Origin of the sequence: Streptomyces sp. NBC_01351, from assembly GCF_036237315.1 — a bacterium.
GTDB lineage: Bacteria > Actinomycetota > Actinomycetes > Streptomycetales > Streptomycetaceae > Streptomyces.
This window is the reverse complement of sequence record NZ_CP108356.1, coordinates 7,053,411-7,074,557: the sequence shown is the minus strand read 5'-3', so window position 1 is coordinate 7,074,557 and position 21,147 is coordinate 7,053,411. Positions and strand designations below refer to the sequence as shown.

The window sequence follows — 21,147 nt, the reverse complement described above, 5'->3', positions numbered from 1 at the left end:
CCCCCTCAGCCCAGGCTGAACGCACCCTCCGGCGGGGCCGGGGACGGCTGCGCGTCCGCGTCGGCCACCGGCCGGGCCCCCCTCATGAACCGGGCGAGCCCGTCACCGAACACCACCCTGGCGGGAAACGCGTCGCCCGCGCACGACCTGGCGAGCGAAGCCACCGGCAACTCCGCATCCGACGCCAACACCACCGCGTTGCCGAACCTCCGCCCCCGCAGCACCGCCGGCTCCGCGATCAGCGCCAGTTCCGCGAAGGCCTCGCCGAAGTTGGCCAGCTGGGACCGCAGGAAGTCGAACGGCGCCCCGTCGGCCAGGTTCGCCGCGTACAGCCCGCCGGGCCTCAGCACCCGCGCCGCCTCCCGCGCGTACTCCGCGGAGGTCAGCTGGGCCGGTACCCGGGAGCCGCCGAACACATCGGCCACCACCACGTCCGCACTCCCCGCCGGCGCCGCCTCCAGCCAGGCCCGCGCGTCGGCGGCATGCACCGTGATCCCGGCTCCCTCCGGCACTGGCAGGTGCCCGGCGACCAGCTCCACCAGGCCCGCGTCGAATTCGACGACCGTCTGCCGGGAGCCCGCCCGGGTCGCCGCCGCGTACCGCGGCAGGGTCAGCGCGCCGCCACCGAGGTGCAGCAGATCCAGCCCGAGCCCCGGCTCTGCCGCACAGTCCAGGACGTGCGCGAGACGGCGTACGTACTCGAACTCCAGGTGCAGCGGATCGTCGAGGTCCACGTACGACTGCGGCGCCCCGTCGACGGTCAGCAGCCAGGCCCGCTCCCGGTCCACGTCCGGCATCAGTTTGGCGGTGCCCTGGCCCACTTCCCGGATCACCGGGATCTGTTCGTCGCTCACCCCACCATTGTCGGCCCGGGCTCAGCCCGTCCAGACATCCGCGGCCTCGGCGACGTGCTCGGCGGCCTGCGCCAGGCCCGCCCGGGCCGCCGGGTCGCGCCGGGCGGGGTCCAGTACGTTGCGCCCGAACACCTTGCGGGCCGCCGCCGACGGGCTGATCACCAGCACCCGCGCCCCCGCCGCCCGCAGGCGCCCGGCCTGGGCGGCCGGTGAGGGGACGAGCCCGGAGCCGAGCGAGATCGGCGCGATGATCACCACCCGTGCGTAGCCGGCGGCCAGGTCGGCGTTGGTGGCGGAGCGGACTCCGCCGTCGATGAACCGCCGTCCGCCGACCGTCACCGGCGGCCACACGCCCGGCACCGCGCAGCTCGCCGAGACCGCGTCGACGAGCCCGGCGCCGCTCTCCTTGTCGAAATCGGCGGGCTCCCCGGTGAGCGCGTCCACGGCGGTGACCACGAAACGCCGCTCGGGCCATTCGTGGGAGACCAGCCGGGCGGCGAGCACCTCGCGCCGCTCGGCCTCCGCGCCCGTGTCGGCGGCCAGGGCCAGCTCGCCGACCCGCTGCCGGTAGGCGGTCGAGTCGCGCGAGCGCACCATCGCGAAGGCATACCGCGCGATGACGCTCGCGCCCAGTTTCGCGGGGATCTCGCCGGTGGCCGCGCCGAGCTGGCGCTCGTACAGCTCCTTCGGCGTGAGGAGTCCGGAGGTGAGCTGGGCGCCGACCACCGAACCGGCCGAGGTGCCGACGACGAGGTCGGCGGTGGTGAGGTCGACTCCCTCGCGGGCGAGCCCGTACAGGATTCCGCACTCCCAGCCGACGCCGGTCAGTCCGCCGCCGCCGAGCACCAGTGCCGTGTCGCCGCCCATCGCCGCCCACCCCTCCGCGCATGCCTGTGGTGACGGCAGTCTGCCGCAGCAGGTCCGCCGTCACCACAGGGGGTCCGGTCAGCCGGGCCGGGGGGTGATCCGGCCCGTCAACCGCTCGGGCACCGAAACCGCTCCGGCAGGCCCGTCACTCCGCCGGCCCGGGCGCGGCCGTCACTCCAGCACCGCCGTCACCGTGCCCGCGCCGACCGTCCGCCCGCCTTCGCGGATCGCGAAGCCGAGCCCCGACTCCAGCGGGACGTCCCGCCCGAGCTCGACGGTCATCGCGACCGTCTCCCCCGGCCGGGCCAGGCCGGCCCCGCCCAGGTCCACGTCCCCCACCACGTCGGCGGTGCGGATGTAGAACTGCGGCCGGTAGCCGGTGGCGACCGGTGTCGTACGGCCTCCCTCGCGCCCGGAGAGCACGTACACCTGCGCGGTGAAGCGCCGCTTCGGCGTCACGCTGCCGGGGGCGGCCACCACGTGCCCGCGGCGCACCCCGTCGCGCGGCACCCCGCGCAGCAGCAGCGCCACGTTGTCCCCGGCCTCGGCGGACTCCATCGGCTTGCCGAAGGTCTCCAGCCCGGTGACGACCGTCTCCACCGGCTCGCCTTCGCCGCCCAGGACGGCGACGCGGTCGCCGAGGCGTACGGTGCCGCGCTCGACGGCGCCGGTCACGACGGTTCCGCGCCCGGTGATCGTCAGCACGTTCTCCACCGGCAGCAGGAACGGTGCCTCCGTGTACCGCACGGGTGTCGGCACGTACGTGTCCACCGCGTCCAGCAGCGCCTCGATCGCCCCCGTCCACCGCGGGTCGCCCTCCAGCGCCCCGAGCCCGGAGACCCGTACGACCGGTGTGCCGTCGCCGCCGTAGCCGTGCGCGGTGAGCAGTTCGCGGACCTCCAGCTCGACGAGGTCGGTCAGCTCGGGGTCCCCGGCGTCGGCCTTGTTGAGCGCCACCACGATGTGGTCGACGCCGACCTGCCGGGCGAGGAGCACGTGCTCGGCGGTCTGCGGCATGACCCCGTCGAGCGCGGAGACGACGAGGATCGCCCCGTCGAGCTGGGCGGCGCCCGTCACCATGTTCTTGATGTAGTCGGCGTGCCCGGGCATGTCCACGTGGGCGTAGTGGCGGGTGTCGGTCTCGTACTCGACGTGGGTGAGGTTGATGGTGATCCCGCGCCGGGCCTCCTCGGGGGCCCGGTCGATGCGGTCGAACGGCACGTAGGAGGCGCCCCCGCGCTCGGCGAGGACCTTGGTGATGGCGGCGGTGAGGGTGGTCTTGCCGTGGTCGACGTGACCCATGGTGCCGATGTTGAGGTGCGGCTTGGTCCGCACGAAGGCCGTCTTGGCCATGATGATTTCCCGTGTGCTGGAAGCTGGAACGGGACCCCTGAGCCGAGCCGACCCTCCCCCTGCGGGGTCCGCCGGACGATCCGGGAAGGGTCAGCTTCGTGCGCCGTCGAATGCGGCGAAGGCCGCTGCGGCAAAGGCCTGTGCGGCGAACACCGCTGCGGCGAAGGTGAATGCGGCAGCCTTCGGCACGTCCGCGACTGCGGACGGCTCTGCGGGGAAGGCGTGCCTGGACATGTCCCTGATCCTGCCGGTCCCGGGCGGGCCCGTCGAATGAATTTCGCCGCGCTCAGAGGTTCTTGAGTGCTTCGCGCACCGACAGCGGTGACAGGGAGCCCCGTTCGGCCTCGACGAAGGCGCGGACCGCCCCGGGGTCCGTCTTCGCGTACTCGCGCAGGGCCCAGCCGATGGCCTTGCGCAGGAAGAAGTCGGGGTGCCCGGCCTGCCGGCGGCAGTGGGCGAAGAGCCGGTCGGCGTCGGTGGCGCCCTTGTAGCGGAGCTGGTGCAGCAGGGCCGTGCGGGCGAGCCAGAGGTCCTCGTCCTCGATCCACTCGTCCATCACGGCCGCCGGCGCCGGGTCGGCGGCCACCAGCGGGCCGACGGTGTGCGCGGCCAGCAGGTCCACGGTGTCCCACCAGGGGACGGTGACGACCAGGTGCCGCACGACGGGCAGGAAGCCGGAGGAGCAGCGGGAGACGTGGCGGCGCAGGTAGTCGACCGCGAAGTAGTGGTACTCGCGCTCCGGGAGCCGCCAGCAGCGCAGTGCGAGCGCCGCGCAGTCGGATTCGGCGGGCCGGGGCGTGTCCTTGGTCACCACCTTCGACAGTTCGCGGCGCTGCGGGGTGGGGATGCCGAGGAAGGGCGCGACGTCCTTCATGTACGCGGCCATGGCATCGGCCCGCACGGGATCGGCGGCCTGCGCGTACGTGCCTGTCAGCCGCTCCAGGAGGGTGTCCGCGAGGGCGCTGTGGGGAACCCTCGGGGGTCGCGTGTCGTTCGACAGCATGAGGCACAGATTACGGCGCGAATCCGCACAGGTCGGTTAGTCTCCCGGGATGTCCCTCCTCCTCGCGCCGTGGGCCCGGCTGTCGCTGCTCGTCGTGCTGCTCGCGGCGGCCGGCGTCTGCGTGCTCCTGTACGAGCCCCAGCGCCTGCTCTCGGAGGGCTGGCCGCCGGGGCTCCCGATGGGGACGGCGGTGCTGCTGTTCGCGGCCGCTTACGGGGTGTGCACGGCGGCCTTCGTGCCGCGCCCCCTGCTCAATCTCGCCGCCGGAGCCGTCTTCGGCAGCCAGGCGGGCCTGCTCGCGGCGGTCGCGGGCACGGTCCTCGGCGGCGCGATCTCCTTCGGCCTCGGCCGGGCGCTGGGCCAGGAGGCGCTGCGCCCGCTGCTGCGCGGCCGCTGGCTCCACGCGGCGGACGGCCAGCTCAGCCGGCACGGCTTCCGCTCGATGCTCGCCGTCCGCATCTTCCCCGGGCTGCCGTTCGTGGTGGCCAACTACTGCGCGGCGGTGTCCCGCTGCGGCTGGCTGCCCTTCCTGCTCGCCACGGCGATCGGGGTGGTCCCCAACACCGCGGCGTACGTGATCGCGGGCGCCAGCGCCTCCTCCCCCGGATCGCCCGCTTTCCTCGTCTCGTTCGGCTTCATCGTGGTCTCGGTCGTGGGTGCCGGAGTGGTGGCCTGGCGCAAGAGGCACCATCTGGCACCGCCCCGGATCCAGGAAGCGGCGCACGAGTTGACGCCCCAGCACCCCCCAGTGGTCACCGCCGCTCCGCACGGGCCCTAGCATCGGACGCGAACTGCCCGACGATCACAAGGACGAGCGCACCCCGACATGAGCTGGTTCGAATCCCTAATCCTCGGTCTCGTCCAGGGGCTTACGGAGTTTCTCCCGATCTCCTCCAGCGCCCACCTGCGGCTGACCGCGGCGTTCGCCGGCTGGCAGGACCCGGGCGCGGCCTTCACCGCCATCACGCAGATCGGCACCGAGGCGGCTGTGCTGATCTACTTCCGCAAGGACATCGCGCGGATCGTCTCCACCTGGGTCCGGTCGCTGTACACCAAGGAGCTGCGCTCCGAGCAGGACGCCAAGATGGGCTGGCTGGTGATCGTCGGCTCGCTTCCGATCGGCATCCTCGGCCTCGCGTTCAAGGAGCAGATCGAGGGCCCGTTCCGCGATCTTCGGCTGATCGCCACCACCCTCATCGTGATGGGCATCGTGCTCGGCATCGCGGACCGGCTGGCCGCGCGCGACGAGGAGGGTGGTCGGCACCGCGCCATCCGTGAGCGCAAGACGCTCAAGGAGCTGGGCGTCAAGGACGGCCTGATCTTCGGTCTCTGCCAGGCGATGGCCCTGATCCCCGGTGTCTCCCGCTCCGGTGCGACGATCTCCGGTGGTCTGCTGCTGGGCTTCACCCGCGAGGCGGCGGCCCGGTACTCCTTCCTCCTCGCCATCCCGGCGGTGCTGGCCTCCGGCCTGTTCGAGATCAAGGACGTGATCGAGAACCCGGGTCACATCGCCTGGAGTCAGACGATCTTCGCGACGGTCCTGGCCTTCTTCGTCGGGTACGCGGTCATCGCGTGGTTCATGAAGTTCATCTCCACGAAGAGCTTCATGCCGTTCGTGATCTACCGGATCCTGCTGGGCATCGCCCTGTTCATCCTGGTCGGCATGGGCGTGCTGAGCCCGCACGCCGGCGAGTCCGGCAGCTAGGACCAGCTCGTCTCACCGCTATTGGCACCGCTCTTCTCACCGCTTCGCGTGAACCGCAGGCCGCTCGGGAACGTTCCCGGGCGGCCTGCGCGTCGTTGTGCCTGGAGAGGGTCGAAGGCAAGCAGCAGGGGGTGTCCCATGGGTCGAGTGGTGCTGGAGCGGTTTCCGGCCGGAAGTCCGCGGGGAAGCTGGCCCGCCGAGGAGTACGCGGCGCAGCGGTTGCGGGAGGGGGTGCCGGCCGAGGTGGTGATGGACCTCGACAGTGACGCGTTCCTCGTCGTGGTCCGCCAGCGGGAGGCCCATTCCGGTCACTGACCGCCCGTACGGAGATCCGGTCGGCGCACACCCCTTGGACTCGGGGCCCCGCGCCCCCACACTGTCCCGATGACTCAGCGTGTGGACCTGGCGACGGTGATGGACCGGCTGGCGATCGACGAGGTGGTCTCGGGGTACGCGGTGGCCGTCGACGACGGCGACTGGGAGGGGTACCGGGCCCTGTTCGCCCCTGCCGGGCGGGCGGACTACAGCTCGGCGGGCGGGATGGAGGGTCCGGCCGGGGAGGTCGCGGACTGGCTCGCGGAGACCATGAAGCTCTTCCCCGTACGCCAGCACCTCATCGTCAACCGGCTGATCCGGCTGGCGGACGAGGGCGGTTCGCCCGGTGACACGGCCGAGGTCCGCGCGGACTTCCTCAATCCGATGCGGCTCGCCGGGAGCGAGTTCGACGGGACGGTGACCGCACCGAATTTCGTGGCCGCCGGCCGTTACTCCTTCGCGCTCGCCCGCACCTACGAGGGCTGGCGGCTGACCCGGGTGACCGTGCACGAGAAGTGGCGGCACATATCGGCCTGACTGCCACACTGGAAGCGGAGGCGCCCCATGCTCTCGGTACGGAATGGGTGGTTCCCCCGACGGTCCCTCGGGCGGTCCCTCGGGTGGCGCGCACCGGCCGCGGTCGGCGCCGGCGCGCTGCCCGCCCTCGCCTTCCCCGCCCCGGCGCTCTGGTGGTTCGCGTACGTCGCCCTCGTGCCCTGGATGCTGCTGCTGAGGTCGGCCCCCACCGGCCGGCGGGCGGCGCTGGAGGGGTGGCTCGGCGGCGCCGGTTTCATCGTGGCCGTCCACCACTGGCTGCTGCCCAGCCTGCACGTCTTCCTGGTGCTGGTGGCCGCTCTGCTGGGCCTGTTCTGGATCCCCTGGGCGCTGCTCGTGCGGGAGTTGCTGGGCGGGCGCCCGGCGGCGGGCCGGGCGGCCGCCGGGCTGGTCCTCGTGCCGGCGGGGTGGCTGCTGTCGGAGCTGGCCCGGTCCTGGCAGGGGCTGGGCGGGCCGTGGGGGCTGCTGGGGGCGAGCCAGTGGCAGGTGCCGCCCGCGCTGCGGCTGGCCTCGGTGGGCGGGGTGTGGCTGGTGAGCCTGCTGGTGGTGGCGGTGAACTGCGCGCTGGTGCTGCTGCTGGCGGCGCCAGGAGCGCGGATCCCGGCGGTGGCCGGGGTGACGGGGTGTGCGGTGCTGACGGGTGCGGTGTGGCTGTGGGCGGAGCGGCCCGAGGTGTCGGGCCGGCTGCGCGTGGCCGTCGTACAGCCGGGCCCGGTGGCGGACGGCCCCGACAGCGCGGAGCGGCGGTTCGCCGCCGGAGAACGGCTCACGCGGACGCTGGCCGGGCAGCGGCCGGATCTGGTGGTGTGGGGCGAGAGCAGCGTCGGGGCGGACCTGACGGCCCGGCCCGACCTGGCCCGGCGGCTCGCGGCCCTGTCGGCGCAGACCGGGGCCCCGCTGCTGGTCAATGTGGACGCGCGCGGAGCGGACCGGCCGGGCATCTACAAGTCGTCGGTGCTCATGGGCCCCCAGGGGCCCACGGGCGACCGCTACGACAAGATGCGGCTGGTCCCCTTCGGGGAGTACGTGCCGGCCCGCGCCGTGCTCGGCTGGGTCACCTCGGTGGGCCGGGCCGCCGGCGAGGACCGCATGCGCGGCGGGGCCCCCGTGGTCATGGACCTTCCGGGCGGTGTCCGCGTCGGGCCCCTGGTGTGCTTCGAGTCGGCCTTCCCCGACATGAGCCGGCGCCTCACCCGCGACGGGGCGTCCCTGCTCGTCGCCCAGTCGGCGACCTCCACCTTCCAGGACAGTTGGGCCCCGGGCCAGCACGCTTCGCTCGCCGCGCTGCGGGCGGCGGAGGACGGCCGCCCGATGGTGCACGCCACGCTCACGGGCGTCAGCGTGGTGCACGGGCCCTCCGGCGAGCGGATCGGCCCGGCGCTGCCCACCTCCGCGAGCACGGCGGCGGTGTACGAGGTGCCGCTGGCCACCGGCAGCACCCTCTACGTCCGCTTCGGGGACTGGGCGGTGGGCGCGGCCCTCGCCGCCCTCGTCGCGTACTGCGCGGTGCAGGGCGCCCGGTCGCTCAGGAGGCCTGCTCCAGAGCCGAGTTCACCACCCGCTCGCACAGCTCGTGGGTGAGCAGCGCGTCCCGGGCGCTGAGCGTCTTGCCCGCCGCCACGGCCTCCATGAAGTGGTCCACGACCTGCTCGATGCCGCGCTGGCGGGCGACGGACACCCAGTCCCCGCGGCGCCGGACGGTCGGCTGCCCCTTGTGGTCGATGACCTCGGCGAGGTTCACGACCTGCCGCTTGGTGTCCTGTCCGGACACCTCCAGGACCTCCTCGGTGGAACCGGAGAGCCGGTTCATGATCCCGAGCGCGGTGAAACCGGCGCCGGACATCTGGAGCACCACCTGGTGCATCAGCCCCTCGCGCACCACGGCCCGGACGTCGACGTGGTCCGCTTCGCCGGGCAGCAGGAAGCGCAGGGTGTCGACGACGTGGATGAAGTCGTCCAGCACCAGGGTGCGCGGGTCCTCGGGCAGCCCGACCCGGTTCTTCTGCATGACGATCAGCTCGCGCGGGTGCTCGGCGCACTGCGCGTACCCGGGCGCGTGGCGGCGGTTGAAGCCGACGGCGAGCGAGACCCCGCGCTCCTCCGCCAGCTCCACGAGCCTCGTCGAGTCGGCGAGCTCGTAGGCGAGCGGCTTGTCCACGTACGTCGGCACGCCCGCCTCCAGCAGGCGCTCGACGATCTCGGGGTGGGCGGTGGTCGGGGCGTGCACGAAGGCGGCGTCGAGGCCCTCGGCGAGCAGCGCGTCGAGGTCGGTGTGCCGGCGCCCGGCCGGGACGTGGTGGATCTCGCCGACCCGGTCCAGGGTCGCGGGGGTACGGGTCTGCAGGTGCAGCTCGATCCCGGGCCGGGTGGTGAGCACGGGCAGGTACGCCTTCTGCGCGATGTCGCCGAGTCCGATGCAGCCGACCTTCACCGGGCGCCTCCAGGTGTGGTTCCTTGTGGGATGCCAGCAGCTTAATCCCTGGTGACGGGGCCCCCGTTCGACCAGGATAGGAAGATGACCATCGATGGAAGCCACCGCCCCGAACCCGCCACCAACGCCGACGAGCGGGAGATGCTCGACGGCTGGCTCGACTACCACCGCGCCACCCTCGCCTGGAAGTGCGCGGGGCTGACGGACGGGCAACTGCGCCTCACCCCGCTCAAGCCCTCCGAACTGAGCCTGCTGGGCCTCGTGCGGCACATGGCGGAGGTGGAGCGGTACTGGTTCCGGGAGATCATGCTGGGCGAGGACCTCGCCGACCTGTACTCCACGCACGAGAACGTGGACGGCGACTTCCACTACACCGACCGGGACACCTGGGCCGAGGCGGAGCAGGTCTGGCAGACCGAGGTCGAACTCGCCCGGCAGTCCGCGGCGGGCCGCCCGCTCGACCTGATGTCGGATCCCGCGAGCCACCGGCGCGGTGAGGCGTTCAGCCTGCGCTGGGTCTACACCCACATGATCGAGGAGTACGCGCGCCACAACGGCCATGCCGACCTGCTGCGCGAGCACATCGACGGCACGACCGGCGAGTAGGGGCCGGACACCCCACGATCCGTCACCCGTGCGGGGTGAATATGGCCTCCGGGTTTCACAACGCGGTCCTCGCCCCACCAGAGTTGCGTGAGTGCATCCAACCCGAACCACGACAACGCTGCTGCTCGGAGTCGCCTGCGCCGTCTCGGCCGTCTCCGGATGTGTGAACGTGAGCCCCGCGCCCATGACGCCGGCCGCCGGCCCCGCCTCGGGGCCGGCGCCGCACCACGAGCCGCGCGGCGGGCCCGGAGCCTCCCCGGTGGTCGTCCAGGCGCCCGCGCTGGAGGCGCTCAAGGCGGCCCCCGTGCCGTCCGCGCCGCCCTCGGCCCCCGCGCCCGCCGCCGCCCCCGTGTCCCCGCGGCGGAGCGCACAGGCCCCGCCCCCGGTCCCCGACATCCCGGAGCCGCGCAAGCCCGCCGAGGACGCCCCCGGGCAGGCGGGCGGCGGCCGCCCGCACCCCTCGCGGCCCGATGCGAAGGTCGAGCGCGAGCTGATGCGTGACCTGCCGGTGCGGCCGGCCGACGTGTGCGCGCTGGGCCGGCGGCACGGCCGCTGGGATCCGGACAGTCCGGAGGCCCGTATCTGCGCGGGCGTCCAGGGCGGCTGACGGCCCCGCGGCGCCGTCCGCGGCCACGACGACCTCGCGGACCGCGCCGGCGGCCGCGGCCCTACGGGGACTGCTCGGGGAACGACCGGGGCCCAGCCCCCGGCCCCGGTTCCGCGGCCAGGCGCCGCTCCAATCGGGCGATGGCGGCCCGTACGCCGTTTCCGTACCCGTCGTCGGCCAGCGCGGCGGCGGCCGCCCGGGCCCGGGCCAGGTGCACCCTGGCCGCCTCCGGCCGCCGCAGTTTCACGTAGTCGTCCGCGAGGCTCAGGTGCAGGGACGGGTAAAACCCGCGGGGAACCAGCGGCCCGTCCCCCAGCGCCTCGGCCGCGGACAGGGCCCTGAGGTCCCAGGCCAGCTCGTCGGCCGGATCGTCCTGGGCGTCGGCCATGTAGTGCGCGAGGGTGCACCGGTGCAGGGATTCGCCCTCCTCGCCGAGCTCGGACCAGATGTCGCCGAGCCGGTTGCGGGCCTCCTCGCGATCCCCGGCGTGCAGCAGGATGACCGCTTGGCCGATCCTGGTCATGACGGCGTCCTCCGACGCCTCCTGCTGCTCCGTCAAGGCGGCCTCCGGCTTGCTCTGCCAGACCTGCTCCGGTCTGATCATCAAGAAGCTAGCCGGAGGCACCGGCAATGCCGCCGAGGCGCGGTGTGGCGTCAGCCGAGGTCCGGGATCCGCCAGTCGATCGGCTCATGCCCCTGGGCCGCGATGGCCTCGTTGATCTGCGTGAAGGGCCGGGAGCCGAAGAACTTCTTGGCCGAGAGCGGGGAGGGGTGGGCCCCCTTGACGATCACGTGCCGCTCCTCGTCGATGAGCGGGATCTTCTTCTGGGCGTAGGCGCCCCACAGCACGAAGACGGCCGGGTCGGAGCGCTCGGACACCGCGCGGATCACCGCGTCGGTGAACTTCTCCCAGCCCTTGCCCTTGTGCGAGTTCGGCTCGGCCTCGCGGACGGTGAGCACCGCGTTGAGCAGGAGCACGCCCTGCTCGGCCCACGGCATCAGGTACCCGTTGTCGGGGACGGGGAGACCGAGCTCCTCCTTCATCTCCTTGTAGATGTTGCGCAGCGAGGGCGGGGTCTTCACGCCGGGCTGCACGGAGAAGCACAGGCCGTGGCCCTGGCCCGCACCGTGGTACGGGTCCTGGCCGAGGACCAGGACCTTCACCTTGTCGAAGGGAGTGGCCTCTAGGGCCGCGAGGACCTGCTCGCGGGGCGGGTAGACCGGCCCGTTCGCCCGCTCCTTCTCGACGAACTCGGTGAGCTCTTTGAAGTAGGGCTGGTCCAGCTCCCCGCCGAGGACGGGAAGCCAGGACTCGGGCAGCATCTGGGTCACGGCACAACCTCCGGTACAAGTTCTTGCGACTGATCAAGAACTTACCGGTGGCCACTGACAACGCGTCGGCCGCCCGTCCCGGCGGCCGACGCGCACCTCTCGCTACCAGCTGGTCTTGCGGTAGAACTCCCACATCTGCATGACGGTCTGCGGGTCCAGGGCCCGCTCGGCGCCCGCGATGTCCTCGCGCGAGGCGACGTACAGCTTGCCCTGCCAGAGCGGCAGCAGTCGGACGTCCTCGGCGAAGATCTGCTGCGCCCGCTCGAAGTGCGGGGAGCCGGCGGAGCGGTCGCCCTCGCCGCGGGACTTGGGCAGCAGTTCGGTCAGGATCTCGGCGGGCTCGTACGGGGTGCCGACCGCGTTTTCCTTGCCGACGAACGGCGCGATGAAGTTGTCCGGGTCCGGGAAGTCGGGGAACCAGCCACGGCCGAAGACCGGGTACTCCTGGCCCTTATAGCCCTCCTGGAAGGCCTTCCAGGGCGCGCTGCGCAGGTTGACCCTGAAGAGGAGGCTCTCGTCCAGCTGGCGCTTGAGCTCGGTGAACTCGTCGGCGGTGGAGGCGCCGTAGCGGTCGGTGGTGTACCAGAAGGTGAGGTCGACGGGCTGGGTGATCCCGGCGTCCTTGAGGATCTTCTTGGCGTTGGCGACGTTCGCCGGGCCGTACTTGTCGTAGAAGGGCGTCTTGTGGCCCACGACCCCCTTGGGGACCATCGAGTACAGCGGTTCGGCGGTGCCCTGGTAGACCTTGGAGACGAGCGAGCCGCGGTCGATCACCTGGGCGATGGCCTGGCGGACCGCGAGCTTGGCGACGGCCGGGTCCTTGGGGTTGAAGACCAGGTAGCGGATCTCGGCGCCGACGTTCTGGACGACCTGGACGCCCTGGCTGTGCGAGGCGGGGCTCTGGAGGTCCAGGACCTCCGAGGCAGACAGGCCTCGGTAGATCGCGTCGATCTCCTTGCCCTTGAGGGCGGCGATCATCTTCGGGGACTCCGCGAAGTAGCGGATGGTCACCCCGGAGTTGCGGCGGTTCGCGAAGCCGCTGTAGCTCTCGTTGCGGGTGAGGACGGCCTCGCCGGCCTCCTTGTACGAGTCGAGCACGTACGGGCCGGAGCCGACGACCTTGCCGTCCTCCCGCACCTTGTCCGCCGGGTACTCCTTGGGCGCGACCAGCGAGGCGGCGGGCGAGCCGAGGACGAACGGGAAGGTGGCGTCCGGCGTGTTCAGGTGGAAGACGACCGTGAGCGCGTCCGGGGTCTCGATCTTGTCGAGCGTGCCGAAGAGGTCCTTGGGACCGACCTTGGAGCCGATGGTCTTGATCCGGTCCAGGGAGTGCTTGACCGCCTTGGCGTCGAGCGGCTCTCCGTTGGAGAACTGCAGGCCCTTGCGCAGGGTGCAGCGGTACGACTCGTTCTTCGCGTCCGTGAACTCGCAGCTCTGGGCGGCGTCCGGCTGGGGCTTGGTGGAGCCCGTGGGGAAGGCCACCAGGGTCTGGTAGACGTTCCTGTACAGCTCCCAGGAGCCGTCCCACGCCGCGGCCGGATCGAGGGTGCTCGGGGCGCTCGTCGTGCCGACGACGATTCGCTTGGCACCGTCGCCCTTGTCGTCCGAAAGCAGGCCGCATCCGGCGAGCAGGGATATGGACGCAAGGGCCGCAGTGATCTGCAGGCATCTGGTCCGGATGAACACGTGCACGCTCCTCGATCAGCCAGGGGTGCGGCAGACCCTACCGCAGTGCCCCACGAATCCAATGGGTAGGTTTCGTGGGGCACATGACCGGTTCCGTGCACATTCGGTATGCATTTGCCTCCCCTTGAGAGGCAAATGTGTCCGCTTATCGGTCAGTGGACTCCGGCATTCAGGAACATTCCTCCGTCAACGACCAGAGTTTGTCCTGTGATCCATTCCGCTTGTGCAGATGTAAGGAAGGCCGCGGCCCCTCCGATGTCCTCCGGGACCCCGAGCCGGCCCAGCGGATAGGCGGCAGCGGCCTCCTGCTCGCGGCCCTCGTAGAGCGCCTGCGCGAACTTGGTCTTGACCACCGCGGGAGCGATCGCGTTGACCCGGACCCCGGGGGCCATCTCGTGGGCGAGCTGGAGGGTCAGGTTGATCATCGCCGCCTTGCTCATCCCGTACGCCCCGATGAAGGGCGAGGCGGAGACGCCGGCGATGGAGGCGATGTTCACGATCGCCCCGCCGTTGTCCTTCTGCCAGGCGTGCCAGGTCCGCTGGGCGAAGCCGAGCGCCGAGATCACGTTGGTCTCGAAGACCTTGCGCGCCACCCCGAGGTCCAGGTCCGCGATCGGACCGAAGACCGGATTGGTGCCGGCGTTGTTCACCAGGAAGTCGACGCGGCCGAAGGCCTCCATCGTCCGCTCGACGGCGACGGCCTGGTGCTCCTCGTCGTGGGCCTTGCCGGCCACCCCGATCACCCGGTCGGCGCCGAGCCGCTCGACGGCCTCCTTGAGGGCCTCCTCGTTGCGCCCGGTGATGCACAGCCGGTCGCCGCGGGCGACCAGCGCCTCGGCGACGCCGTAGCCGATGCCCCGGCTCGCGCCGGTGATCAGCGCGACCTTGCCACTGTCCGTTCCTTCGTACGTCATGCCGTACGCCCCTGCCTCTCGTGAGCCGGTCAGTTGAGCGGGCCGCCGGCGACGTACAGGACCTGGCCGGAGACGAAGCCGGCGGCCTCGCCCGTGAAGAAGGCGATGGCGTTGGCGATGTCGTCCGGGGTGCCGACGCGCTGGACGGGGATCTGGGTGGCGGCGGCGGCCTTGAAGTCGTCGAAGCCCATGCCGACGCGGGCGGCGGTCTGGGCGGTCATCTCGGTGGCGATGAAGCCGGGGGCGACGGCGTTGGCGGTGACGCCGAACTTTCCGAGTTCGATGGCCAGGGTCTTGGTGAAGCCCTGCAGGCCGGCCTTGGCGGCCGAGTAGTTGGCCTGGCCGCGGTTGCCGAGGGCCGAGCTGCTGGAGAGGTTCACGATGCGGCCGAACTTCGCCTCCACCATGTACTTCTGACAGGCCTTCGCCATCAGGAACGCGCCGCGCAGGTGCACGTTCATGACCGTGTCCCAGTCGGTGTCGCTCATCTTGAAGAGGAGGTTGTCGCGCAGCACGCCCGCGTTGTTGACCAGAACGGTCGGAGCGCCGAGCTCGCTCGCGACGCGCTCGACGGCCGCCTCCACCTGGGCGCTGTCGGAGACGTCACAGCCGACCGCCAGGGCCTTGCCGCCGGCCGCCGTGATGGCCTCGACGGTGTCCTTGCAGGCGGCCTCGTCGAGGTCGAGTACGGCGACGGCCCGGCCCTCGGCGGCCAGGCGTACGGCGGTGGCCGCGCCGATGCCCCGGGCCGCCCCGGTCACGATCGCGACGCGCTGCTCGGTGGTGGACATGCTGGATCTCCTCGCCCTTGAGAGGCGGCCGCCCAAAGGTGAGCAACCGCTTAGTAGCTTCAGCTGAGGAGACGCTAGGAGCCCTGACACTCCGTGTCAACGCCGACCGGCCCCAGCCCCGCGCGGACCAACCCCACCGGGACCGATCCAGCCCCGCCGGGCACAATCCAGCCCCGCCGGCGTTTGAGGCGACCAATCAGCCCCGCCGGCGTTTGAGGCGCGGGGGTCCGGGGGCAGCGCCCCCGGCAACGGCGCCGCACCCGCGCGTCAGCACACCAGCAGGTCCAGCAGCCTCTCCACCTCCGCCGCCGGGTCGGCCGTCAGGCCTGTGTGCACGGGCCCCGGCTGCACGACAGTGCTCCGCGGCGCGATCAGCCAGCGGAAGCGGCGCCCCGCATCATCATCCCGCGCCTGACCGGCGGCTTCGCCGCCCACGCATACGCCCTCGACCCCGCGCAGCGCAGCCCGCACACCGGCCACATCCGCCTCCGGATCCAGCGCGAGCAGCTTCGCCTCGTCGAGGTGGGTGCGCGCGGCGACGTACCCGTACGCCCGGCAGTAGACGATCACGCCGGCGTTGAAACACTCGCCGCGTTCCATCCGGGGCACCACGCGCACCAGCGCGTACTCGAACACGTCCCGCTTGATCACTCGCTGTCGCTCTTCTTCAGGTGGGGCTGGGGGGCGAGGCGTTCGGCGAGCCAGCCGGGCGGTCCGGACCGCGGCTTCACCTCGGCCTCCATCGAGATCCTCTCGTGGATCGTGGCCGCACGCGGCAGCAGCACGTCCACATAGGCGCGGCGCAGCGCGTCGGTGGAGTCAAAGCCCGGCTCGTCGACCAGCCACTCGTCGGGCACGTCGGCCGCGACCTCGGTGAGCAGCTCCTCGGTGACCAGCGGCGCGAGCGCGGCCGCCGCGCTCGCGATGTCCGGGCCCACGGGGGCGAGTACGTGGTCGGAGGCGTTGTACGGCTTGGCGGCGGCAGCCGCGGCGGTGGGCCAGTTGTGGTGCCAGATCATGGTGGCGCCGTGGTCGATGAGCCAGACGTCCCCGTGCCAGACCAGCATGTTCGGGTTCCGCCAGGACCGGTCGACGTTGTTGATCAGGGCGTCGAACCAGACGACGCGCCCCGCCTCGACCGGGTCCACCTGGTACGCGAGCGGGTCGAAGCCGATCGAACCGGGCAGGTAGTCCATGCCGAGGTTGAGCCCGCCGCTGGCCTTGAGCAGCTCCTGGACCTCCTGGTCGGGTTCGCCGAGCCCGATGACGGGGTCGAGCTGCATCTGCACCAGCCGCGGGACCCGCAGGCCCAGCCGCTGGGCGAGGCGCCCGCAGATGACCTCGGCGACCAGGGTCTTGCGGCCCTGGCCGGCGCCGGTGAACTTCATGACGTACGTACCGAGGTCGTCGGCCTCGACGATTCCTGGGAGCGAGCCGCCCTCACGCAGGGGCGTGACGTAACGGGTCGCGATCACTTCGGACAGCATCCGCCCAGGTTACGGGGGTCAGCTCGCGCGGGCCCACTGCTTAAGCAGCGCTTCGGTCGTGGTGATGGTCGCGACCAGCGCCAGGGAGTTGCGGATCACCTCGGCCGTGCAGGAGGCGGGCACACCGGCGATGGCGTCGGACGGGACGACCACCTGGTAGCCGAGGTTCACGGCGTCGAAGACGGTGTTGGGGATGGCGATGTTGGAGGAGACCCCGGTGACGACGAGGGTGCGGACACCGAGGTTCCGCAGCAGCGCGTCGAGGTCGGTTCCGGCCATCGGGGAGAGCCCGTGCAGTCGGCGGAGCACCAGGTCCCGTTCGGCCACGACGATGGGCGCGGCGACCTCCACGGCCGCGCTGCCGGTCAGCTGGCGGACGGGCAGCTTCCCCGCCGCCCGGAACAGCCGCGCGTTCGCGTTCGCCCCGCGCCCGTCCGGCCGCCGCTCGGCGAGCGCGTGCAGCACCTGCACGCCGGCCCCGCGCGCGGCGTCGGCGAGTGCCGCGACCCGCTCCAGCGTTCCGGAGTCCCGGGCCTCCTTGGCGAGTTCGGGCAGGGCGCTCTCCTCGCCGACGACCCCGTTCTGACATTCGACGGTGAGCAGCGCGGTGGTGGCGGGATCGAGTTCCGGCATGGCTCCCCCTGGCGTGACGACCGAACAGCCCGCATGATTCCTGACACACAGTCAGATGTGAAGGGGTGCGGGACGGATGGACGAGGCACGCTCGGCAACGGCACAGCGGCGGGGCCGCCGCATCATGATGAGCGACGCGGAGGTGGACGCCTTCCTGCGCGAACAGCGGACCTGCCGGGTGGCAACGGTCTCCCCGGACGGCCGCCCGCACGTGGGCGCCCTGTGGTTCGCGTGGGACGGCACCTCGCTGTGGCTGTACTCGATCACGCGCAGCCGGCGCTGGTCCGACCTGCGCAAGGACCCGCGGATCTCGGTGGTCGTGGACTCGGGCGAGGCCTACGACGAACTGCGCGGGGTGGAGCTGTCCGGCAGCGCCGTCTTCGTGGGCGAGGCCCCCCGCACCGGCGAGCCCTGCCCCGAACTGGCCGAGGCCGAGCGGATCTTCCCGGCCAAGAACTTCGGCCTCGACGAGATGCCGCACGACGGCCGGCACGCCTGGATCCGCCTCACCCCGGAGTCGGTGGTCTCCTGGGACTTCCGCAAGCTCTAGGCCGCGCGCCTTTCGGATCCGGCCGGCTCACCCGATCCCGGCGGCCGCCTCGCGCAGGGCCTCCACGGCGGCGCGGATGGAGGGCCGCCGGTCGGCGTCCGCGCGCCACACCGCGTACACGTGGCGGCGTACGGTGTCGCAGACCGGCAGCAGCCGGACCCCCGGCGGCACCGGGCCGCGGCCCAGCTTCGGCGCCACGCACACACCGAGCCCCGCCTCCACGAAGGCGAGCTGGGTGTGGTGCTCCTCGGCGATGTGGGTGATGCGCGGCTCGATTCCCGTGCCACGCAGGGTGAAGACCAGCCATTCGTGGCAGAACTGGCCCTCGTTCCAAGAGATCCAGTCGTCCTCGGCGAATTCGGCCAGCGAGATCCGGTCCCGGTCGGCCAGCCGGTGGCCGGCCGGGACGGCGATGTCGACGGAGTCGTCCAGCAGGTGGGTCCGGGTGAGTTCGGCGGGCACCGGCATGCGCTTGTTGTGCCAGTCGATGGCGAGGGCCAGGTCTAGGTCCCCGCGGACGACCGCCGCCATGCTGTCCTCCGGCTCCCGCTCGCGCACCAGCACCCGTAGCTCCGGATGCCCCACGCGCAGGGCGGCCAAGGCCTGGGGCAGCAGCCCGCGCATGGCGGTCGCGAAGGCGCCGATCCGCAGCTCGCCGACGGCGCAGCCCCGTTGGGCCTCGACGTCGGCCTGGGCGAGCTCCACCTGGGAGATGATCCGCGCCGCATGGTCGGCGAGCAGCCGCCCGGCGTCGGTGAGCCGGACCCCGCGACCGTTCTTGGCGAGCAGCGGCTGGCCGATCTCCCGCTCCAACTTGGCCATCTGCTGGGATACGGCGGAGGTGGTGACGTGGAGCCCGTCGGCCGCGCCGCTGACCGAACCGTGGCGGGCGAGGGCGTCCAGGGTGCGCAGGCGCTCCAGGTTCAACATGTAAGCGATGCTACGCCTTCACCCACACGAAGTCTCGCTTGTCCTACGAAGTCGAGACGCGCACAGTAAGCGCATGAGCGCACCCACCACCCCGCGGCCCACCCTCTCCACCCTCTCCACCACCGCCGCCTCCGCGACCACCACCGCCGCAGTCAGCCGGGTCCGCCTCCTCGACTGGCGGGTCCGCTTCGCGATCCTCTCGGTCGTCTGGGGCTTCAGCTTCCTCCTGATCAAGGTCGGTACGGAGGCCTACGCGCCCTTCCAGGTGGCGCTGGGCAGGGTCCTGTTCGGCGCGCTCGCCCTCCTCGCCGTCCTGCTGGTACGCCGGGAGCCGCTCCCCCGGGGTCTGCGCACCTGGGGTCACCTCGGCGTGGCGGCGCTCCTGCTCAACACGGTCCCCTTCTCGCTGTTCGCGTACGCGGAGCTGAGCATCCCGTCCGGCCTGGCCGGCATCTGCAACGCCACGTCCCCGCTGTGGGGGATGGCGCTCTCGCTGGTCGCCCTGTCCGAGGACCGCCCCACCCGCCGCCGCTTCGCGGGCCTGGGCCTGGGCTTCCTGGGCGTCCTCACGGTGCTCGGCGCCTGGCAGGGCTTCTCCGGCATTGACGCCAAGGGCACCGCGTACGCCCTGCTGGCCGCGCTCTGCTACCCGATCGGCTGGATCTACGTCCGCCGCACGCTGGCCGGCACCCCGGGCTCCCCAGTGGCCCTGACCGGCGGCCAGCTCATCTTCTCCACCCTCCAGCTCACCCTGGTCAGCGCCCTGTTCACGACGGCCCCGACCTCGTTCCCGCTCTGGCCGACCCTGTCGGTGATCGCCCTGGGCGCCCTCGGTACGGGCATGGCCCTGCAGATGCAGTACGGCCTGGTGACGGAGGTCGGCCCGACCACCGCGCAGATGGTCACCTACTTCATCCCGGTCGTGGCCACCACGGCGGGCGTCCTGGTCCTGGGCGAACAGCTCCACTGGAACACCCCGGTGGGCGCCGCGATCATCCTGGCGGGCGCCGCCCTCACCCAAACCCGCCCCGGGGCCCGACGGCCCGCCTGACCCCTGGTGGGCCCCCCGGCGGGCCCACCCCCAGCCCCTCCGGCGTCTGAGGCGCACCCCCAGCCCCTCCGGCGTTTGAGGAGCGCGGTCTGGGGCGGAGCCCCAGGAGGCGGCGGGGCGGAGGACCCACGGTCAGACCCGGAGACCGCCCCCCGACGGGCGGACCGCCCCCGCAACGGCGTCCGCCAGCGCCGGAACCTCCGCCACCGACAGCGTCGAGACCGTCAGCCGGACGCCAGGCCCGGACTCCACCCGGTGGCGGGAGCCCGAACCCACGGCCCACCCCGCCCCCAGCAGCCCCGCCACCACCGCGGTCTCGCCGGCCACGGCAACCGGCACCCACACGTTCAGCCCGCTCCGCCCGTGCGCCCGCACCCCCCGCTCCCGCAGCGCCGCGATCAGCGCGTCCCGCCGCTCGTCGTAGGCGCGGGCCACCGCCGCCCGGTCCACCGCGTGCGAGGTCCACAGCTCCACCACCGCGTACTGGAGCAGTCGGCTCACCCACCCCGGCCCCAGCCGCTGCCGCCCGCGCACCCGGTCCAGCGTCACCGCGTCCCCCGTGAGCACCGCCAGCCGCAGGTCCGGCCCGTACGCCTTCGCCGTGGACCGCACCAGCGCCCAGTGCCGGGTCACCCCGCCGAGGCACTGCAACGGCAGGTCGACGATCCCGTGGCCGTGGTCGTCGTCGATCACCAGCACCTCCGGGTACCCGGCCAGCAGCGCCCGCAGCTCCTCCGCCCGATCCGCGCTCACCACCGCGCCCGTCGGGTTCTGCGCACGCGAGGTGACCACCAGCGCCCGCGCCCCGGCCGCCAGCGCCCGGGCCACCGCGTCCGCCTCCGGCCCGTCGTCGTCCACGGAGACCGGCAGCACCCGCAGGCCCAGCGCGGCGACCAGGTCCAGCGCCGCCACCCAGCCCGGATCCTCGACCGCCACGGCGTCCCCCGGCCGCAGGTGCGCCGCCAGCACCCGTTCGATCCCGTCCAGCGCACCCGAGGTCACCGCCACGGGCCCGGCCGGAACCCCGTCGGCGTCGAGGTCCGCCCTGGCCAGGCGCGCGAGCTCCGGCACCACCGGGTCCTCCCCGTAGAGGGTCGGCGCCTGCGCGTACCGCCGGGCTGCGGCGGCCAGGGACCCGTCCAGCGCGGGGAGCAGTGACACGTCCGGGTTGCCCGCGGTCAGGTCCCGTACGCCCGCCGGCACCGCCATCGGCAGCACGTCCCGGGGCGCGCTCGACGGGCGGGCCCGCACCCGGCTGCCGCGCCGCCCGTCGGTCTCGATGACCCCGCGCTCGCGCAGCGTCCGGTACGCGGCCGCGACGGTGTTGGGGTTCACCCCGAGCTCACGCGCCAGCTCCCGCATCGGCGGCAACAGTGACCCCGGCGCGAGCACGCCCGATCCCACGCCCGCCTCGACGCTGGCCGCGATATCCGATGCGCGGCGCCCTTCGATCCGATAATCTCCTAGCATAAACCCC

General features: G+C 72.5%; 25 protein-coding genes. 9 read left to right on the top strand and 16 right to left on the bottom strand.

What is annotated here, in order from left to right:
• Window positions 1-5: 5 nt before the first annotated feature.
• From OG625_RS32695 to OG625_RS32675, 5 genes are all read right to left on the bottom strand, one after another.
• Window positions 6-797: a spermidine synthase gene (locus OG625_RS32695; RefSeq protein WP_329391166.1), complete on the bottom strand. Its 792-nt coding sequence runs from the start codon at window positions 795-797 to the stop codon at window positions 6-8.
• 78 nt (window positions 798-875) lie between these two features.
• Window positions 876-1,721: a patatin-like phospholipase family protein gene (locus tag OG625_RS32690; RefSeq protein WP_329388171.1), complete on the bottom strand. Its 846-nt coding sequence runs from the start codon at window positions 1,719-1,721 to the stop codon at window positions 876-878.
• A gap of 171 nt (window positions 1,722-1,892) precedes the next feature.
• Window positions 1,893-3,074, bottom strand: coding sequence for an elongation factor Tu (gene tuf / locus OG625_RS32685; RefSeq protein ID WP_329388169.1), 1,182 nt, complete (start codon window positions 3,072-3,074; stop codon window positions 1,893-1,895).
• A 90-nt stretch (window positions 3,075-3,164) separates the two neighbouring features.
• Window positions 3,165-3,308 (bottom strand): hypothetical protein, encoded by a 144-nt coding sequence (locus OG625_RS32680; protein ID WP_329388167.1) that lies wholly within the window; start codon window positions 3,306-3,308, stop codon window positions 3,165-3,167.
• A 52-nt stretch (window positions 3,309-3,360) separates the two neighbouring features.
• Entirely contained in the window at window positions 3,361-4,077 is a 717-nt protein-coding gene (locus OG625_RS32675; protein ID WP_329388165.1) for a DNA alkylation repair protein, read from the bottom strand.
• A gap of 49 nt (window positions 4,078-4,126) precedes the next feature.
• Between OG625_RS32675 and OG625_RS32670 the strand changes: the two genes are divergently transcribed.
• The 5 genes from OG625_RS32670 (at window position 4,127) to lnt (ending at window position 8,233) form a co-directional block, all read left to right on the top strand.
• Window positions 4,127-4,855, top strand: coding sequence for a TVP38/TMEM64 family protein (locus tag OG625_RS32670; protein ID WP_329388163.1), 729 nt, complete (start codon window positions 4,127-4,129; stop codon window positions 4,853-4,855).
• A 48-nt stretch (window positions 4,856-4,903) separates the two neighbouring features.
• A complete protein-coding gene (locus tag OG625_RS32665; RefSeq protein WP_329388160.1) occupies window positions 4,904-5,782 on the top strand; it encodes an undecaprenyl-diphosphate phosphatase in 879 nt (292 codons plus the stop codon).
• 138 nt (window positions 5,783-5,920) lie between these two features.
• On the top strand, window positions 5,921-6,097 hold the full coding sequence (locus OG625_RS32660; protein WP_329388158.1) for a hypothetical protein: 177 nt from the start codon (window positions 5,921-5,923) through the stop codon (window positions 6,095-6,097).
• Between the two features lie 69 nt (window positions 6,098-6,166).
• Window positions 6,167-6,634, top strand: a complete 468-nt coding sequence (locus tag OG625_RS32655; protein ID WP_329388156.1) for a nuclear transport factor 2 family protein — start codon at window positions 6,167-6,169, stop codon at window positions 6,632-6,634.
• 27 nt (window positions 6,635-6,661) lie between these two features.
• Entirely contained in the window at window positions 6,662-8,233 is a 1,572-nt protein-coding gene (gene lnt, locus OG625_RS32650; RefSeq protein WP_329388154.1) for an apolipoprotein N-acyltransferase, read from the top strand.
• Here lnt and OG625_RS32645 read toward each other — a convergent pair.
• A complete protein-coding gene (locus OG625_RS32645) occupies window positions 8,178-9,083 on the bottom strand; it encodes a Gfo/Idh/MocA family protein (protein WP_329388152.1) in 906 nt (301 codons plus the stop codon). The two genes, lnt and OG625_RS32645, sit on opposite strands and share 56 nt — an antisense overlap.
• An 84-nt stretch (window positions 9,084-9,167) precedes the next feature.
• On the opposite strand from OG625_RS32645, the gene OG625_RS32640 reads away from it, so the two are divergent.
• Together OG625_RS32640 and OG625_RS32635 are read left to right on the top strand one after the other, a co-directional pair.
• Window positions 9,168-9,689 carry a DinB family protein gene (locus tag OG625_RS32640; RefSeq protein ID WP_329388150.1) on the top strand — a complete coding sequence of 174 codons (522 nt, stop codon included), beginning with the start codon at window positions 9,168-9,170 and terminating at the stop codon, window positions 9,687-9,689.
• A 91-nt stretch (window positions 9,690-9,780) separates the two neighbouring features.
• A complete protein-coding gene (locus tag OG625_RS32635; protein WP_329388148.1) occupies window positions 9,781-10,296 on the top strand; it encodes a hypothetical protein in 516 nt (171 codons plus the stop codon).
• Window positions 10,297-10,357: 61 nt separating this feature from the next.
• On the opposite strand, the gene OG625_RS32630 is transcribed toward OG625_RS32635, so the two are convergent.
• The 8 genes from OG625_RS32630 to OG625_RS32595 all read right to left on the bottom strand — a co-directional run bounded on the left by OG625_RS32630 (window position 10,358) and on the right by OG625_RS32595 (window position 17,139).
• A complete protein-coding gene (locus tag OG625_RS32630; RefSeq protein WP_329391163.1) occupies window positions 10,358-10,855 on the bottom strand; it encodes a hypothetical protein in 498 nt (165 codons plus the stop codon).
• A 95-nt stretch (window positions 10,856-10,950) separates the two neighbouring features.
• Entirely contained in the window at window positions 10,951-11,619 is a 669-nt protein-coding gene (locus OG625_RS32625) for a uracil-DNA glycosylase (protein ID WP_329391161.1), read from the bottom strand.
• Between the two features lie 111 nt (window positions 11,620-11,730).
• Window positions 11,731-13,314, bottom strand: a complete 1,584-nt coding sequence (locus OG625_RS32620; protein WP_329388146.1) for an ABC transporter substrate-binding protein — start codon at window positions 13,312-13,314, stop codon at window positions 11,731-11,733.
• 152 nt (window positions 13,315-13,466) lie between these two features.
• Window positions 13,467-14,228, bottom strand: coding sequence for an SDR family oxidoreductase (locus OG625_RS32615; protein ID WP_329388144.1), 762 nt, complete (start codon window positions 14,226-14,228; stop codon window positions 13,467-13,469).
• Between the two features lie 29 nt (window positions 14,229-14,257).
• On the bottom strand, window positions 14,258-15,019 hold the full coding sequence (gene fabG / locus OG625_RS32610; RefSeq protein ID WP_329388142.1) for a 3-oxoacyl-ACP reductase FabG: 762 nt from the start codon (window positions 15,017-15,019) through the stop codon (window positions 14,258-14,260).
• 267 nt (window positions 15,020-15,286) lie between these two features.
• Complete coding sequence (locus tag OG625_RS32605; RefSeq protein WP_329388140.1) at window positions 15,287-15,670, bottom strand: DUF3037 domain-containing protein; 384 nt, start codon at window positions 15,668-15,670, stop codon at window positions 15,287-15,289.
• The gene (locus OG625_RS32600; protein ID WP_329388139.1) at window positions 15,667-16,506 is read right to left on the bottom strand and encodes a HipA family kinase; all 840 of its coding nucleotides are present in this window, start codon (window positions 16,504-16,506) and stop codon (window positions 15,667-15,669) included. The genes OG625_RS32605 and OG625_RS32600 overlap by 4 nt, the downstream gene beginning before the upstream one ends.
• 18 nt (window positions 16,507-16,524) lie before the next feature.
• Window positions 16,525-17,139, bottom strand: a complete 615-nt coding sequence (locus tag OG625_RS32595) for a cysteine hydrolase (RefSeq protein ID WP_329388137.1) — start codon at window positions 17,137-17,139, stop codon at window positions 16,525-16,527.
• 76 nt (window positions 17,140-17,215) lie between these two features.
• Between OG625_RS32595 and OG625_RS32590 the strand changes: the two genes are divergently transcribed.
• Window positions 17,216-17,689 (top strand): pyridoxamine 5'-phosphate oxidase family protein, encoded by a 474-nt coding sequence (locus OG625_RS32590; RefSeq protein ID WP_329388135.1) that lies wholly within the window; start codon window positions 17,216-17,218, stop codon window positions 17,687-17,689.
• A 27-nt stretch (window positions 17,690-17,716) separates the two neighbouring features.
• Here the strand turns inward: OG625_RS32590 and OG625_RS32585 are convergent, their stop codons facing one another.
• A complete protein-coding gene (locus OG625_RS32585; RefSeq protein ID WP_329388133.1) occupies window positions 17,717-18,619 on the bottom strand; it encodes a LysR family transcriptional regulator in 903 nt (300 codons plus the stop codon).
• A 73-nt stretch (window positions 18,620-18,692) separates the two neighbouring features.
• Between OG625_RS32585 and OG625_RS32580 the strand changes: the two genes are divergently transcribed.
• Window positions 18,693-19,670 carry a DMT family transporter gene (locus OG625_RS32580; RefSeq protein WP_329388131.1) on the top strand — a complete coding sequence of 326 codons (978 nt, stop codon included), beginning with the start codon at window positions 18,693-18,695 and terminating at the stop codon, window positions 19,668-19,670.
• Between the two features lie 132 nt (window positions 19,671-19,802).
• Here the strand turns inward: OG625_RS32580 and OG625_RS32575 are convergent, their stop codons facing one another.
• Window positions 19,803-21,140: an aminotransferase class I/II-fold pyridoxal phosphate-dependent enzyme gene (locus OG625_RS32575; protein ID WP_329388129.1), complete on the bottom strand. Its 1,338-nt coding sequence runs from the start codon at window positions 21,138-21,140 to the stop codon at window positions 19,803-19,805.
• Window positions 21,141-21,147 lie beyond the last annotated feature (7 nt).